12 protein-coding genes and 1 pseudogene are annotated in these 15,985 nt (G+C 35.0%); 3 read left to right on the top strand and 10 right to left on the bottom strand.

Translation table 11 applies throughout. The annotated features are described in order from the left end of the window. Nucleotides 1-46 precede the first annotated feature (46 nt). Nucleotides 47-184: pseudogene (gene cutA, locus EZY12_23805) on the bottom strand (divalent cation tolerance protein CutA). Between the two features lie 464 nt (nt 185-648). Between cutA and EZY12_23800 the strand changes: the two are divergent. Continuing rightward, nucleotides 649-1,578: a nucleoside hydrolase gene (locus tag EZY12_23800; GenBank protein QSX67655.1), complete on the top strand. Its 930-nt coding sequence runs from the start codon at nt 649-651 to the stop codon at nt 1,576-1,578. A gap of 226 nt (nt 1,579-1,804) precedes the next feature. On the opposite strand, the gene EZY12_23795 is transcribed toward EZY12_23800, so the two are convergent. The 5 genes from EZY12_23795 to EZY12_23775 all read right to left on the bottom strand — a co-directional run bounded on the left by EZY12_23795 (nt 1,805) and on the right by EZY12_23775 (nt 6,706). After that, nucleotides 1,805-2,509, bottom strand: a complete 705-nt coding sequence (locus EZY12_23795; protein ID QSX67654.1) for a methyltransferase type 11 — start codon at nt 2,507-2,509, stop codon at nt 1,805-1,807. 160 nt (nt 2,510-2,669) lie between these two features. Beyond that, complete coding sequence (locus tag EZY12_23790; protein ID QSX67653.1) at nt 2,670-3,095, bottom strand: hypothetical protein; 426 nt, start codon at nt 3,093-3,095, stop codon at nt 2,670-2,672. A gap of 114 nt (nt 3,096-3,209) precedes the next feature. Next, the gene (gene secF, locus EZY12_23785; protein QSX67652.1) at nt 3,210-4,178 is read right to left on the bottom strand and encodes a protein translocase subunit SecF; all 969 of its coding nucleotides are present in this window, start codon (nt 4,176-4,178) and stop codon (nt 3,210-3,212) included. Then, complete coding sequence (secD, locus tag EZY12_23780) at nt 4,175-5,587, bottom strand: protein translocase subunit SecD (GenBank protein QSX70810.1); 1,413 nt, start codon at nt 5,585-5,587, stop codon at nt 4,175-4,177. The genes secF and secD overlap by 4 nt, the downstream gene beginning before the upstream one ends. A gap of 135 nt (nt 5,588-5,722) precedes the next feature. Beyond that, the gene (locus tag EZY12_23775; protein QSX67651.1) at nt 5,723-6,706 is read right to left on the bottom strand and encodes an alpha-ketoacid dehydrogenase subunit beta; all 984 of its coding nucleotides are present in this window, start codon (nt 6,704-6,706) and stop codon (nt 5,723-5,725) included. Nucleotides 6,707-6,916: 210 nt separating this feature from the next. On the opposite strand from EZY12_23775, the gene EZY12_23770 reads away from it, so the two are divergent. Both EZY12_23770 and EZY12_23765 read left to right on the top strand, forming a co-directional pair. Beyond that, the gene (locus EZY12_23770) at nt 6,917-7,381 is read left to right on the top strand and encodes a hypothetical protein (protein QSX67650.1); all 465 of its coding nucleotides are present in this window, start codon (nt 6,917-6,919) and stop codon (nt 7,379-7,381) included. Nucleotides 7,382-7,463: 82 nt separating this feature from the next. After that, nucleotides 7,464-7,922 carry a putative toxin-antitoxin system toxin component, PIN family gene (locus EZY12_23765; GenBank protein QSX67649.1) on the top strand — a complete coding sequence of 153 codons (459 nt, stop codon included), beginning with the start codon at nt 7,464-7,466 and terminating at the stop codon, nt 7,920-7,922. A gap of 332 nt (nt 7,923-8,254) precedes the next feature. Here EZY12_23765 and EZY12_23760 read toward each other — a convergent pair whose 3' ends face one another. From EZY12_23760 to EZY12_23745, 4 genes are all read right to left on the bottom strand, one after another. Further along, entirely contained in the window at nt 8,255-9,388 is a 1,134-nt protein-coding gene (locus EZY12_23760) for an extracellular solute-binding protein (GenBank protein ID QSX67648.1), read from the bottom strand. Nucleotides 9,389-9,428: 40 nt separating this feature from the next. Continuing rightward, entirely contained in the window at nt 9,429-10,019 is a 591-nt protein-coding gene (locus tag EZY12_23755) for a Uma2 family endonuclease (protein QSX67647.1), read from the bottom strand. A 78-nt stretch (nt 10,020-10,097) separates the two neighbouring features. Then, complete coding sequence (locus EZY12_23750) at nt 10,098-11,207, bottom strand: TIGR00303 family protein (GenBank protein ID QSX67646.1); 1,110 nt, start codon at nt 11,205-11,207, stop codon at nt 10,098-10,100. A 4,065-nt stretch (nt 11,208-15,272) separates the two neighbouring features. Continuing rightward, nucleotides 15,273-15,983 (bottom strand): DUF2232 domain-containing protein, encoded by a 711-nt coding sequence (locus EZY12_23745; protein QSX67645.1) that lies wholly within the window; start codon nt 15,981-15,983, stop codon nt 15,273-15,275. Between the last annotated feature and the right edge of the window lie 2 nt (nt 15,984-15,985).

Genomic DNA, 15,985 nt, shown 5'->3' with positions numbered 1-15,985 from the left:
TCGCTCTCTAGTTTCCCTCAATAATGGGGTAACGTAAAATTTGCAACTATTTGGTGATATCTGTAGCCTTGGTTTCTGCCATTAGCCAATTCAGATAATCCTCATTTCCTGCCTCAATTGGTAAAGCCACCACACAAGGTACTTGATAAGAGTGTACTGATTTTACTTTAGCTGTTAATTCTGCAATTGACATCCTCCCCACCTTACTTCGTTGAAGGTGGGGATTCCAAAGATCACTCTTTGGGCTTCCTCTTTCCACGAGTTGATTTGCTTGAAGGAGTTTCCCCACTCAAGTATTGATCAGTCTCTCCCGAGGCGTTAGTTCCGACGTGACCCGCCGTACTCAATCCTTTTTCTAATATGTTACGCGCTGCGTTCCAACTTTACAAGTGACGTAAACAAAAAGAAATTCCATATTTTGACCTTATTATATTTGTTTGGGGTAGTAATTGATAATTTTATTGGGGGAAATATTGGTAGGGGCAATGTCTACGAAGGGGGAAGCGATTCCTAGGTCGCGCTAGTTCCCTCCGGGACGCAATGCGTTCGCTATCGCTTTCTACTTACTGTAGCTCTACTCTGTGCCACTAACTTGGTATATTCGATAAATTGATTGTCTTCTTAACTATAAGGAAAGTTACATTTTTTATGCGTAAACTACTAATTGATACAGATACTGCTTCTGATGATGCGGTGGCAATTATGATGGCTCATTCGTGGACAGATGTGGAAGTTGTTGGCATCACAATTGTTAATGGAAATGTGCCTGTTGAACAGGGGTTGAAAAATGCACTTCACACTTTAGAAACTTGTAAAGCCAATACACCTGTGTATGTTGGATGCAAAAAACCAATTCTCAGAGAAAGTAATTATGCTGAATGGTTTCATGGCAAAGATGGCATGGGAAATATGTATTATCCTGATTCACATCTCAAACCTCAACTGTCAGATGCAACTGATGCAATCATAGATTTACTAAAAACTTATCCTGGTGAAATTACCCTCGTCACTTTAGGACCTCTGACAAATATCGCTATCGCATTAAGTCGCGCTCCTGAAATAGCTTCTCTCGTTCATCGCTGTGTAGTCATGGGTGGGGCTGCCAATACGGTGGGCAATGTTACACCTGCTGCCGAGTACAATATTTGGGTAGATCCAGAAGCAGCAAAGGTAGTTTTTCATAGCGGAATGCCGATGGAAATGGTTGGTTGGGAACTTAGCCGATATGCTGCTGCGTTAACCTCAACTGAAATTGATATGATTGCGGCTTTCGGAACACAGAAGTCACTTTTAGCAGTGAATAGCAATCGAGTTGCTATTGAAGCTTCTATCAATCTGCAAGGAGCTATGGGATTAACACTAGCAGATCCAGTAGCAATGGCAGTTGCTCTTGATCCAGCCATTGTTACCCGTCAAGGAAAATATTTTGTGGATGTAGAAACAATAAGTGATTTAACTCGTGGGATGACAGTGGTTGATCAATTAGGTGTTCTTGACAAACAACCAAATATAACTGTGGTTTGGGAAATTGATATACCAAGATGGAAAGAGATTTTATATAGTTGTTTAAAAGCATAAAATCCTGGCGATTAAAACAAATTTAAAAACTCTGTAACAACATCCATAGGACGATTACAGCACTCACTAGCATCAAACCTAACAGTACGAATACCATCACGCAATAAAACCCTATCTCTCCTTCGTTAGCGATCGCTCATTACGGTAGTAATAGTTTGAGTATCACCTTGTTTAGCTAATTCCAAAGCATTTTATGCAGTCATAATTAGTTATCCCTAAGAGTAGATTACCCTGGCATTCTTGGTGGGGAGGGAGTTTGGGGGTTGGGTTTCTCAGTTTTTTTCAAAACCACACAAGTAACAGAAATATTTCTAAATAACCATAAACTATAGCGTAACGAATTTAGCCATTGTAGTGGTTGATACATGGGTAACAGTAATCTTATCATCATCAGCATTACATATAAAACAGGTGGAATAGATGTGCATTTATATAATTTTCCCCCAGCAATAATTTCTGCATTGACTATTTCCAACTCAGGGAAAAGCTCACACAATTGCTCAATATTAGGACGAAACAAAGTATCAATGGGATCTAAATGTAAAGGAAATTGATAAGGAACTGTGAGAAATAAATAACCATTGACAGGAATAATAGAACTAATATTTTGACAAATTTCTTCTTTATTAAGAAGATGTTCTAGTAAATTAGAACAAATAACCGATTTAATATTTAATTCAGAAATACTCTTTAAAAAGACTGGATCATTTAAATCTCCTATTAAGTTAATACCAGTATCCTGTTTTAAATCAGCATGAATCACTAAATTACCATTAATTTTAGCAGGTTTAAATAGAAATTCATGTATCCAGGGTTGCTCCTGTTCTCGAAATTTCTCACTAGAACTACCAAGGTTTAACAAAGGAAATACGGTATTTTCATCTAGGGAATAAATCATTTTTCCCAGCCATTGTGCTTCTGCTTTCAACATAAAGTTATCATATTTTAATTATTTTTAATAGTGATTAATTATATAGCGGTATGCAGTTGAATGAGATACAAAATTTTCCTAAAAAACCATACAGAAAAAGACTTTTAACTCTATTCCCTGTTCCCTGTTCCCTACTATAGTCATTAATCACGGTAATTGATTATTTTGGTAGATTATTTTCGCATACCCACTTCCATAGAGGGTGAGAAGATCCTTGTTGACGAATTCGATAAACTTGCTTTTTTAAATTTTCCTGTTCTTCTAATGGTAATCCCCAAAGAATATTGCGACTTTGCCAGACTAAAACAGAAGTTGTCATGGCAATACATAAACTTAAACCAAGAGTGGATAGAGGATGAAAAATTAGTGCATATCGTAATCCTACCCAAGTAAAATATTGTTGCAGTAAAGAAATTTCAACTCGTAAATCCCACAAGCACAAAGGGGCAATTATTAACCATAAACAGAGAGAAAATAACCATCTGCCATATACTGTCAGTCTATGTAGTTTTTGTATTTGTTCAGCAAAAAGAGGATCTAATACTAATGCTTCTGGCTCAATTTGTGATTCTTCAGGGTTATCCATAGATAAGAAATTAATTCCAAATTCAAAAATCTTTCTTGGATTTTCAACTTTTTTAAATTCTGGGAATTGGGTAGTAATTAATAATTACCAATCACCAATCACCCATTCATAAATTTAAATTTCTGGGGAACTTATAGGGGTTTCAACTGGATAATTTTCACTCCGTTCTCTCCACCAAATTAGGAGTGTACTAGCGATGAAAATACTAGAATAAGCCCCCATTACAAAGCCCACAATTAAGGCTAGAGAGAAATAATGGAGAGTTTCTCCACCAAAAAAGAAAATAGCAGATAATGTCAATAGAACTGTTAAAGTTGTGTTGATTGACCTAGATAAAGTTTGGTTAACGGCATCATCAACAACCTGAGCAATTGGTTGTTCGGGATGAAGTTTAATAGTTTCCCGAATCCGGTCATAAATTACGACAGTATCATTAACTGAAAACCCTGTAATAGTCAGCAAAGCTACAATAAAAAGGCTATCTACTTCAACACCAAAAACTAAGCCTAAAATTGAGAAAACCCCAGTTGTAATCAGAATATCGTGAAACAACGCCACAATAGCTAACAAGGCATAATCCAATTGAAACCGGAAAGCCATGTAAACAGTAATCCCGACAAAGGAAACTATTAAAGCTAAGACCCCAGAAGTAAATAACTCTTTTCCTAATGTCGCACCAACAGAGTCATCTAGATTTTTTTTCGGGTCAAAAGCCCCAATTTTTTCACTTAACGCATTTTGCAAATTTGATTTTTGTTCGGCTTCGAGTTTTTTGCTGCGAATAGTGATGCCATTTTCTTGGCCATTTTCAGAAATTAACTGAATGCTACTATCTCCCAGTCCCTGGGATTTAGCCACTTCTCGCACAACATTGATATCTATTGGTTGGTCACAGTTACCAGGTTTGCCACAGTCTCGGACAAGTTGCAACCTTGTTCCCCCAATAAAGTCTAAGCTGGGACGCAGAGGTGCTTTGATATTGGGATTCAATGAAGATATCACCATAGAGATGATACCGACCAGAATAATAGTAGCGGAAATAGTCCACCAAGTACCCCTGGCTTTGTTAATATCTAATCTCATTGTGCCACTCCTGTCTTATTCGCTGTTGGCACATTAGGAGCATAAAATTCTGTTTTCCGCAAAGAGGGAATAGAAATAACTAAAAACATCAAAGTGCGACTACAAGTAATTGCGGTGAACATACTCACCCCTACGCCTAAAGCTAATGTAAGGGCAAAGCCTTTTACTAACCCTGAACCTAACCAAAATAATGCAGCACAAGCAATCCAGGTAGTTACGTTACTATCTAAAATACTAGAAAAGGCTCGGTAAAAACCAGATTCTACAGAACGATACAAAGATTTACCTGCTTGTAATTCTTCTCTAGTGCGTTCAAAAATCAAGACGTTAGCATCAACAGCCATACCAATACTGAGAATAAAACCAGCAATTCCTGGTAAGGTGAGGGTGACACTTAGTAAACAAAATGCTGCCCAAGTCAGTAGTGAGTAAATCAATAGTGACACATTTGCTATCATTCCTGGTAGGCGATAGTACAACACCATGAATATTAATACTAAGGTCAGACCACCAATACCAGCATATACGCTTCTTTGAATACTATCTTTCCCTAAAGTAGCTCCTACTGTTCTTCTTTCGACAATTTCCACAGGAACAGGTAATGCACCCCCGCGTAACTGTACTCCTAAATCATTGGCTTCTTGGGCTTTAAAATTACCTGTAATGATAGCAGCACCACCAGTAATCCCAGTAGCAGCGTGTTCTACCCCGACGGTGGGTGAACTGATCATTTCATTATCTAGGAAAATACCAATACTCCGACCCGTACCAGCCAGGTCTTTTGTCAGTCCAGCAAAGAGTTCACCACCCTTTGGATCAAAACGGATAGCCACATTCCAGTTTGTCCCTTGATTGGGTTCACCGTAGGCATCCTTGAGATATTTACCCGTTAGGGGTGGGTTGGTACTTTCAAACAATTCAGCAACTGCTTGATTACTTTTTTGTAACTCTTCCTTATTTTTATCAATTGCAGTTTGATCTTTCGTCTTTTTCAACTCTTCCCGCTTGGTTTTTAGGTCGTTCCGTGTCACCTGAAAAGCAAAAAGTTGAGTTTCTGTATTCGGTTTTTGGATCCGGAACTCTAACTGCGCTGTACCGCCTAATACCCGTTCAGCTTGTTCTGGGTCATTGACACCAGGTAATTGCACGGAAATCTTATCTGTACCTATAGTTTGAATTAATGGTTCGGAAACACCAAGACCATTAATCCGCCCTTCGACTACTTTTTTTACAGCTTCCAATTCTCTTTCGGTGATTTGCGGAATTTCCGCCGTTGGTTTCACCTGAATGGTGAGCTGTGAACCCCCCCGTAAGTCTAATCCCAAGGGGACAGGAATTGTCACAATCACCGTAATAGCGGCGATTACCAATACTATAATTAATGCTAATAGCGATCGCTGTTTTTGCATACCATCACTCACAACTGACAAAGGTTATAATAACGTTCTTTTTGCCAGTTGTGAGAGAAGTTTGGTCAGTTGTCAGTGGTCATTTGTCAGTGGTTCATAGCAACTGACAACGAACAACTGACTACTGACAATTTTCTAAACTCGCAAAGCCACCATTTTTTGAACCGCTTCCACGATTTGTTCTGGTTGGATAATAGTTAAGCGCTCAAGATTACCGTTGTAAGGTGTAGGAATATCTTGAGAAGAAAGCCGCAGAACAGGTGCATCTAATTCATCAAATAAGCGGTCATTAATAGATGCGACTAATTCTGCACCAATACCCCCAGTTCTCATGCACTCTTCGACAACAATCACCCGGTGGGTTTTCCGAATTGATGCGCCAATAGTCTCAAAATCAAGAGGTTTTAAGGAAATTAAGTCAATAACTTCTGGATCATAACCTTCTTTTTCCAAAGATTTCACAGCTTGCAGGACATGATACCGCATCCGCGAATAAGTGAGAATTGTTACATCTTTACCTTGACGGACAACCTCAGCCTTATCTAACGGGAGGACATATTCTGTTTCTGGTAGGTCTTCTTTTAAGTTATAAAGTAAAACGTGTTCAAAAAATAACACTGGGTTATGATCGCGGATAGCTGCTTTGAGCAATCCTTTAGCGTTATAAGGTGTGGAACAAGCCACAATTTTTAAACCAGGAACAGCTTGAAAATAAGCTTCTAGACGTTGGGAATGTTCCGCACCTAATTGTCTACCCACACCCCCAGGACCACGAATCACCATAGGGATTGTAAAGTTACCACCGGAAGTGTAGCGTAACATACCCGCATTATTAGAAATTTGGTTGAAGGCCAGGAGCAGAAAGCCCATATTCATCCCTTCAATGATTGGTCTTAATCCCGTCATAGCTGCCCCTACAGCCATCCCTGTAAAGCTATTTTCAGCAATGGGGGTATCTAAAACTCGCAGATCACCATATTTTTTGTGTAGATCTTTAGTAACCTTATAAGAACCGCCGTAGTGTCCTACGTCCTCACCCATAATGAATACGCTGGAATCGCGTGCCATTTCTTCGTCAATAGCTTCCCGCAGGGCGTTGAAAAATAGTGTTTCTGCCATTTAGACCTTTATTGCAATTTATCGTTATAGAATTTTATCGTGCCATTGCCCCGAATACCGTCAAGCCTAGCACTCTTGTTGAGAACAGGGAATAATTCTTGATAATCAATTCTAAATATTTTAAATCAAAAGGTTGGGTAAGTTGGGTAAAGTGGGGTAAAATACAAACAACATCTTTATATCCCATTGTCAAGCTAAGAGCATAAAAAAATGCTGACACTAGAGCGCGACGTTTCTCAATTAATCGCAGATTTACCAAAGCAGATAGACTGCAAACCCCAAGCTCACGCAACAAAAATATATCTTGATTTCGGAAATTTATTTCTGCAAATTAGCCAAAAGTTCCAAGAAAGAGCAAATCAAATTGAAACTGACTGGGATTATTATACCAACACTGTGTCATCAGAGAATCTGGAAAATGAATTAAGTAACATTGAAGAATTGACAAAACAATTAACTTCAATAGAGTCAACTATCAAAGAAAAACAGCAATTTGTAAACCTGACTCTTCAAAAAGGCTTAAATGCGTTGACAGAAGCTCTTAAACATTATCAAGATGTAATTATTGACACAGTAGAATCTGCGGATATAACAGATGAAGTGAGAGAATTACGGTCAAAACCTTTGGAAATTAGTAGAATTAAGGAAGCAAAAGAAATTTTGTCTTTCCTTTAGTGTTCAGAATAAAACGTATTAAGTTCTTTCATTCTGACAGGAGGTTAGATAGCGATAAAAACCGTAAAATATTCTACTTCCAATGGAAACCAAGGTTAGGGCTGTAATTGATACCTCTGTTTATTTAGCATCTTTTAAATCAAGAAGTACAACAAGCGCCCCCGTAAAAGTTATAGATAACTTACGCGAGGGCAATTTTTTGGCTATTTTAAGCCCTCAAATATTTTTAGAAATTCAAGATGTTGCTACTAGACTAAAACATGGTTTCACCGAAAATTATGTTCGGAATTTTTTTAGTGGCATAAAATCAAATATAATTATCATATCGGGTGATTACACTTGCTACAAATTAGATGATATAGATATAAAAGACAATATGATATTGGCCGCAGCTTTAGAAAGTAAAGCTGATTACATCATAAGTTTAGACAGAGAACACCTATTACCTTTAAAAAATTACCAACAAATACAAATAGTTAATCCACATCAATTTTTAAAGGAATTTAAGGATTACGAAGTCCTTAAAACTAATATTTCCTAATTAAATACTTTTGTTTGGGATAATAAAAAAATACCAGAAAAATCAGGTTGTTCTTCTGGCTTTTTTAATCGTTTTGGCTTCAGTCCCAAACACAAAAATACTCAAAATACTCTTCGCGTCTCTGCGCCTGGTTTATTAGACTATGTACAAAAGTATGTTTTTGTGAATCGTTTAGGTAGCCTAGCCAGTCAATCTGGTTACAATATCCGAATTTTTAATTACGAAAAAGAACCTTTAGCAACTTACACCTGTAATTTCCCTCAAAGCCCTTCTTCCTGTCGGCTTCAGATGAATAGTCAAAGCAAAGTTAGTTTTAGTTATTCCTTATAAAATCATGATTTTTTCATCTTGATAAATAAATCTTCGTACTCTTTCATAGCTGCTGAAGATAAGGGAAGTAAAAATTCACTTTTGGCAAAAATTTCTGAATCAGTCAATAATAAGTTCTGTAACCGCTGATCAATATCCCCTGCGACCATAGTATTGTCAATAGGAGAATTGCTTTTAGTTAGTAAGGCAATTTGTTTAGATGTCTTGGGTTGTAAACAAAAGTCTAGCCATTGATATGCTAAATTATTATTACTAACACCTGTGGGACTTACCCATAAATTAGCCCAAATTGCTGTTCCTGATTGGGGAACAACTGCGGCAAATTTTTGATAACGACTGATTACTGGGATAATGTCACCAGACCAACCAACTGCTAACCAAGTATCTCCAGTAATTAATGGTTCTAAATAGTTTTTAGAGTCATAAAATTTTACTTGTTGATTTAATGTTTTTAATTCTGATTTTAAAGAAGAGATTTGATGAAGATTTTCTGTATTATAAGATTTTCCTAATTTCTTCAGAACCAAACCAATTACTTCTCGAGGATGATTCAGTAAAGAAATCCGATTTTGCAATTCACTCCGCCATAAATCACTCCAATCTGTTGGTGGTTTCCAACCCAACTGTTGAAACTTTTCTTGATTATAAATAATTACTGTATTCCCCCAACTATAAGGAACAGCCCAAATATTACCTTGGGCATCACGCTTAACTATTTGTTGCCATTTTTCATTTAAGTTAGCTAAATTTTTGATATTTGCTGTTTCCAATGGTTGAATTAGTTTTTGATTAATGGCTGCTTGTAACCAATAATCTCCCAATGTGACTAAATTGGCGGTCGGTGATTTTTGATTTTGACTAAATGGGATATAACGAGTCAATCCTTGCTGATTATTGATTTGTGGATGTTGCCAAGTTTGTAATAATTTAAATAGATCCTGAAGTTGATTAATTGGGGTAAATTTTAATTTTCCCCCTTCAGTTACAGTTTTCCGAAACTGATTAACTACCTGACCAGGTATAGAGTCTTTTAATAATTGTACATTTAAGAGCGGTTGCTGGTTTGTTCCGCATCCTGTGATGACTTGAGCAAGTGCTAAGGTACTTGTACCCAATAAAAAAGATCGTCGGTCCATGGATTTTACAGTGGGTGAATATAGCTATCCTCAATCATTTTTACCGTAAACTATCTCGATAGGCTTTTACAGCTTGAGTTTGATGGGGCAATTGGACATATTGAGCTAAAATAGTTAAATCTAATTCAGGGAGAAATTCACTGCGGTTAATTAATTCATAGCCTTCCTGACGTAAATGATATACAGCAAATTGATTATTTTGCCAAAACCAAACTTCGGGAATTGCTAAACCTTGATAAACAGATAATTTATCAATTCCTCCACTAGATAAAACAACTTCTATGGCAATATCGGGAACTTCTTTGATTTGTCCAAAACAGTAACATTCATCTGGTTCTAATCCTCTGGCTTTGATTTGTTTGCGAAATGTGGTAGAACCATAGCCTGTTAAATCAATATCCATCTCTAAGACGTAGATTTCGACTAAACGCGCAATTGTTTTTTTGTCTAATTCGTGTTTTTTAGATGGATTCATTAGTTCTAAAGTGCCTTCTAGGTAAGTCATGCGTAACCCTGGAATATTATCTAGGGTAGCTCTGAGGGTTTCATATTGTTGCCAAGTCACATTATTGATGATGATGCGTTGTTCTTCAATGCTATCATCCAGTTGTGGGATAAGGTTGGTAATCATGGCGTTAGTCCATAAGATGGGGAATAAGGATAGAGGGTCAGATATTTTTAAGCGTAGCTCACTTTCTAGTCAAATTTATTAAGTTGATTGATTGGTGCTAAGTTGCTCAAGTTGGGCTTCAATAGCTGCTAATAGTTGATTTTGTTGCCAATTTTGAGTTAAAGAAGCAGCGATACAAGCTGCACCCGCACCAATACCTTCTTTGACAAAACCCCGTTCATAAGCTTGAAGTTGGGGGTATCGAGAATTAGCAAAACTTAATTGTGTAGCTAACAAGGGAGGAATACTATCTTTGTTTAAACTCTGGGCTAAATCAACTGTTGCACCTGTAGGATCTTCTGCTACCCAACGGGTTGTACCGATGACAATTTCTCTGGGTTGCCAAAATAAAGAATACTTGTGGGCGATCGCTTGAATTAAAGCATAAACTGCTAACATTTGTGTACCTCCACCCAATAATACCCCACAACTCCGACTACCAGCGATCGCCATTCCGGCTACTACCACCTGCATAGGATCACCTACCGCTGCCACCAGTGCTAAAGGATCACCGGAATGGGGCATTTTTGCCAATCCAGCTTGCACTAAATCCCATTTTTGCCCATGATTACAGACAGGATGGCTACTGTTAACTTTACCGACAGCATCAATCCCCAAACCAGTTAAAACTGCCAAAGCGGTTGTTGTGCCACCAACAACGCACTCGCTGAGAATTAAATACCCATGAGAACTCAATTGAGAACTTAATTGAGAACCCCAAAGTAAACCTTGTGCCAGTAAATGTTTAACAATATCTATATCCATAGCCGCACCTTGACTTAAACACCTAGCCGGCGCACCACCCAAATCAATTAATGGTACAGGTGGAGTATGTGGTAATCCCGCATTAAACAAGTAAACAGGGATATTTAAATTAGCCACCACTGCCCGCGAAATCAGCACAGGAGAAGCCCCCGAAGTCAAAGGTGGCAGAGGGTACTTGGGTTGATGTTCACCACCGTAATAGAGAAATTCCGCATCAGCACAAGCCGTATATTGACGATCATCTGGAGTCAACCCAGCCGCAGAAATACCAGGAATTAGACCAGTTTCTGTAAATCCTAAAACACAAGCAAATAGCGGTAATTTACCCCGATAACGATTGAGCCATACTTCCCCTTGGGGAACTTGTGTGTAAATATTAATCATTCTGAACTGTGATTTGTATGATTTGTATGATTTGTATGATTTGTATGATTTGTATGATTTGTATGATTTGTATGATTTGTATGATTTGTATGATTTGTATGATGAATCATCTAAATCAAATTAATCACAAAAATCATAGTTCAGACAATAATCATTCTGAACTGTGATTTGTATGATTTGTATGATTTGTATGATGAATCATCTAAATCAAATTAATCACAAAAATCATAGTTCAGACAATAATCATTCTGAACTGTGATTTGTATGATTTTTATGATTCGTATGATGAATCATCTAAATCAAATTAATCACAGAAATCATAGTTCAGACAATAATCATTCTGAACTGTGATTTGTATGATTTTTATGATTCGTATGATGAATCATCTAAATCAAATTAATCACAGAAATCATAGTTCAGACAATAATCATTCTGAACTGTGATTTGTATGATTTTTATGATTCGTATGATGAATCATCTAAATCAAATTAATCACAGAAATCATAGTTCAGACAATAATCATTCCGAACTGTGATTTGTATGATTTTTATGATTCGTATGATGAATCATCTAAATCAAATTAATCACAAAAATCATAGTTCAGACAATAATCATTCTGAACTGTGATTTGTATGATTTTTATGATTCGTATGATGAATCATCTAAATCAAATTAATCACAAAAATCATAGTTCAGACAATAATCATTCTGAACTGTGATTTGTATGATTTTTATGATTCGTATGATGAATCATCTAAATCAAGTTAATCACAAAAATCATAGTTCAGACAATAATCATTCCGAACTGTGATTTGTATGATTTTTATGATTCGTATGATGAATCATCTAAATCAAGTTAATCACAAAAATCATAGTTCAGACAATAATCATTCCGAACTGTGATTTGTATGATTTTTATGATTCGTATGATGAATCATCTAAATCAAGTTAATCACAAAAATCATAGTTCAGACAATAATCATTCCGAACTGTGATTTGTATGATTTTTATGATTTGTATGATTCGTATGATGAATCATCTAAATCAAATTAATCACAGAAATCATAGTTCAGACAATAATCATTCTGAACTGTGATTTGTATGATTTTTATGATTCGTATGATGAATCATCTAAATCAAGTTAATCACAAAAATCATAGTTCAGACAATAATCATTCCGAACTGTGATTTGTATGATTTTTATGATTCGTATGATGAATCATCTAAATCAAGTTAATCACAAAAATCATAGTTCAGACAATAATCATTCCGAACTGTGATTTGTATGATTTTTATGATTCGTATGATGAATCATCTAAATCAAGTTAATCACAAAAATCATAGTTCAGACAATAATCATTCCGAACTGTGATTTGTATGATTTTTATGATTCGTATGATGAATCATCTAAATCAAATTAATCACAGAAATCATAGTTCAGACAATAATCATTCCGAACTGTGATTTGTATGATTTGTATGATTTGTATGATTCGTATGATGAATCATCTAAATCAAATTAATCACAAAAATCATAGTTCAGACAATAATCATTCCGAACTGTGATTTGTATGATTTTTATGATTCGTATGATGAATCATCTAAATCAAATTAATCACAGAAATCATAGTTCAGACAATAATCATTCTGAACTGTGATTTGTATGATTTTTATGATTTGTATGATGAATCATCTAAATCAAATTAATCACAAAAATCATAGTTCAGACAATAATCATTCCGAACTGTGATTTTTATGATTTTTATGATTCGTATGATGAATCATCTAAATCAAATTAATCACAAAAATCATAGTTCAGACAATAATCATTCTGAACTGTGATTTGTATGATTTTTATGATTCGTATGATGAATCATCTAAATCAAATTAATCACAGAAATCATAGTTCAGACAATAATCATTCCGAACTGTGATTTTTATGATTTTTATGATTCGTATGATGAATCATCTAAATCAAATTAATCACAGAAATCATAGTTCAGACAATAATCATTCTGAACTGTGATTTGTATGATTTTTATGATTCGTATGATGAATCATCTAAATCAAATTAATCACAGAAATCATAGTTCAGACAATAATCATTCCGAACTGTGATTTGTATGATTTTTATGATTCGTATGATGAATCATCTAAATCAAATTAATCACAGAAATCATAGTTCAGACAATAATCATTCCGAACTGTGATTTGTATGATTTTTATGATTCGTATGATGAATCATCTAAATCAAATTAATCACAGAAATCATAGTTCAGACAATAATCATTCCGAACTGTGATTTGTATGATTTTTATGATTCGTATGATGAATCATCTAAATCAAGTTAATCACAAAAATCATAGTTCAGACAATAATCATTCCGAACTGTGATTTGTATGATTTTTATGATTTGTATGATGAATCATCTAAATCAAATTAATCACAAAAATCATAGTTCAGACAATAATCATTCCGAACTGTGATTTGTATGATTTTTATGATTCGTATGATGAATCATCTAAATCAAGTTAATCACAAAAATCATAGTTCAGACAATAATCATTCCGAACTGTGATTTGTATGATTTTTATGATTTGTATGATGAATCATCTAAATCAAATTAATCACAAAAATCATAGTTCAGACAATAATCATTCTGAACTGTGATTTGTATGATTTTTATGATTCGTATGATGAATCATCTAAATCAAATTAATCACAGAAATCATAGTTCAGACAATAATCATTCCGAACTGTGATTTGTATGATTTGTATGATTTTTATGATTCGTATGATGAATCATCTAAATCAAATTAATCACAAAAATCATAGTTCAGACAATAATCATTCTGAACTGTGATTTGTATGATTTTTATGATTCGTATGATGAATCATCTAAATCAAATTAATCACAGAAATCATAGTTCAGACAATAATCATTCTGAACTGTGATTTGTATGATTTTTATGATTCGTATGATGAATCATCTAAATCAAATTAATCACAGAAATCATAGTTCAGACAATAATCATTCCGAACTGTGATTTGTATGATTTTTATGATTCGTATGATGAATCATCTAAATCAAATTAATCACAGAAATCATAGTTCAGACAATAATCATTCCGAACTGTGATTTGTATGATTTTTATGATTCGTATGATGAATCATCTAAATCAAGTTAATCACAAAAATCATAGTTCAGACAATAATCATTCCGAACTGTGATTTGTATGATTTTTATGATTCGTATGATGAATCATCTAAATCAAATTAATCACAGAAATCATAGTTCAGACAATAATCATTCCGAACTGTGATTTGTATGATTTTTATGATTCGTATGATGAATCATCTAAATCAAATTAATCACAGAAATCATAGTTCAGACAATAATCATTCTGAACTGTGATTTGTATGATTTTTATGATTTGTATGATGAATCATCTAAATCAAATTAATCACAAAAATCATAGTTCAGACAATAATCATTCCGAACTGTGATTTGTATGATTTTTATGATTCGTATGATGAATCATCTAAATCAAATTAATCACAGAAATCATAGTTCAGACAATAATCATTCTGAACTGTGATTTGTATGATTTTTATGATTTGTATGATGAATCATCTAAATCAAATTAATCACAAAAATCATAGTTCAGACAATAATCATTCCGAACTGTGATTTGTATGATTTTTATGATTCGTATGATGAATCATCTAAATCAAATTAATCACAAAAATCATAGTTCAGACAATAATCATTCCGAACTGTGATTTGTATGATTTTTATGATTCGTATGATGAATCATCTAAATCAAATTAATCACAAAAATTATAGTTCAGACTATCATCTAAATCAAGTTAATCACAAAAATCATAGTTCAGACTATCATCTAAATCAAATTAAGTAGGTGAACAGAAAAATTTAAGGGTATGTAACGATATATAAAGTTGTCCCAATGCGAGATTCTGATTGAGTTTCAGCCATTTTACAAAACGCAATATCCCTTGTTTTTATTTTGTTCACCTACTTAATCAAAAAAATCATAGTTCAGACTTATTCATAATCCATCAAAACTTGCACCCAATGAGGTGGACGGGGAATAGAATTTCCTAAGCGATCCAAAAGTAACCAAGCAGTCAGATGAACTATAAACAAGTAAATAAAATTATTAAAAAGAATGAGAGCGATCGCTCCTAATTGAATTAATAATAAATTGGGAGTCATTAACAATTCCAACTTTAAAAAAATCCATTCAATAATTTCTGTTACCTGATTAATCACATAAACCCATAAATCTTCCCCGGATAACACAGACAGAAACCACAGTCTAAAAAATACCCCCAACGTCCCCAACAACGTCCCTAAAGTCATCGAAACAATCCAGGGAACACGACGATACCAAGTCGCCCCCAATAGCACACCCATCAAGCCAAAAGGCATGACAAATAACAAACTGCGAACCGGACCCATCAACACAGACAACAACAACCCAGAAGTCAGGGCTGCCATCCAAGCTGCCCGTTTACCCCAACGTAAATAAACCAAAGCAATAGGAATAGGAAAAAACACCCGTAATACTGGACCCAAAGGAAAATAAAAATTAATAAACCAAATTAAACTTGCTGTACTGGCTAAAAAAGCCGTTTCCACCATCCTCAAGGTACTCTCAACTTTGAGAGGTTGGTACTGTAATCGAGGTTGGGAAAGAGATTCAGAAGATGAATCCTTCTCTGGTTCTTCTGGTAGGGAATCAACAATACTCATGC

The organism is Dolichospermum sp. DET69 (assembly GCA_017355425.1).
GTDB lineage: Bacteria > Cyanobacteriota > Cyanobacteriia > Cyanobacteriales > Nostocaceae > Dolichospermum.
The sequence above is the reverse complement of the archived record's forward strand: the minus strand, read 5'-3'. Positions and strand labels throughout refer to the sequence as shown.

What these genes read in the sequence shown, in the direction of transcription:
- EZY12_23745 (QSX67645.1), bottom strand. Translation starts at nt 15,983, where the DNA reads ATGAGTATTGTTGATTCCCTACCAGAAGAACCAGAGAAGGATTCATCT.
- EZY12_23760 (QSX67648.1), bottom strand. Translation starts at nt 9,388, where the DNA reads ATGGACCGACGATCTTTTTTATTGGGTACAAGTACCTTAGCACTTGCT.
- EZY12_23790 (QSX67653.1), bottom strand. Translation starts at nt 3,095, where the DNA reads ATGGATAACCCTGAAGAATCACAAATTGAGCCAGAAGCATTAGTATTA.
- EZY12_23755 (QSX67647.1), bottom strand. Translation starts at nt 10,019, where the DNA reads ATGATTACCAACCTTATCCCACAACTGGATGATAGCATTGAAGAACAA.
- EZY12_23750 (QSX67646.1), bottom strand. Translation starts at nt 11,207, where the DNA reads ATGATTAATATTTACACACAAGTTCCCCAAGGGGAAGTATGGCTCAAT.
- EZY12_23800 (QSX67655.1), top strand. Translation starts at nt 649, where the DNA reads ATGCGTAAACTACTAATTGATACAGATACTGCTTCTGATGATGCGGTG.
- secD (QSX70810.1), bottom strand. Translation starts at nt 5,587, where the DNA reads ATGCAAAAACAGCGATCGCTATTAGCATTAATTATAGTATTGGTAATC.
- EZY12_23775 (QSX67651.1), bottom strand. Translation starts at nt 6,706, where the DNA reads ATGGCAGAAACACTATTTTTCAACGCCCTGCGGGAAGCTATTGACGAA.
- EZY12_23765 (QSX67649.1), top strand. Translation starts at nt 7,464, where the DNA reads ATGGAAACCAAGGTTAGGGCTGTAATTGATACCTCTGTTTATTTAGCA.
- EZY12_23795 (QSX67654.1), bottom strand. Translation starts at nt 2,509, where the DNA reads ATGTTGAAAGCAGAAGCACAATGGCTGGGAAAAATGATTTATTCCCTA.
- EZY12_23770 (QSX67650.1), top strand. Translation starts at nt 6,917, where the DNA reads ATGCTGACACTAGAGCGCGACGTTTCTCAATTAATCGCAGATTTACCA.
- secF (QSX67652.1), bottom strand. Translation starts at nt 4,178, where the DNA reads ATGAGATTAGATATTAACAAAGCCAGGGGTACTTGGTGGACTATTTCC.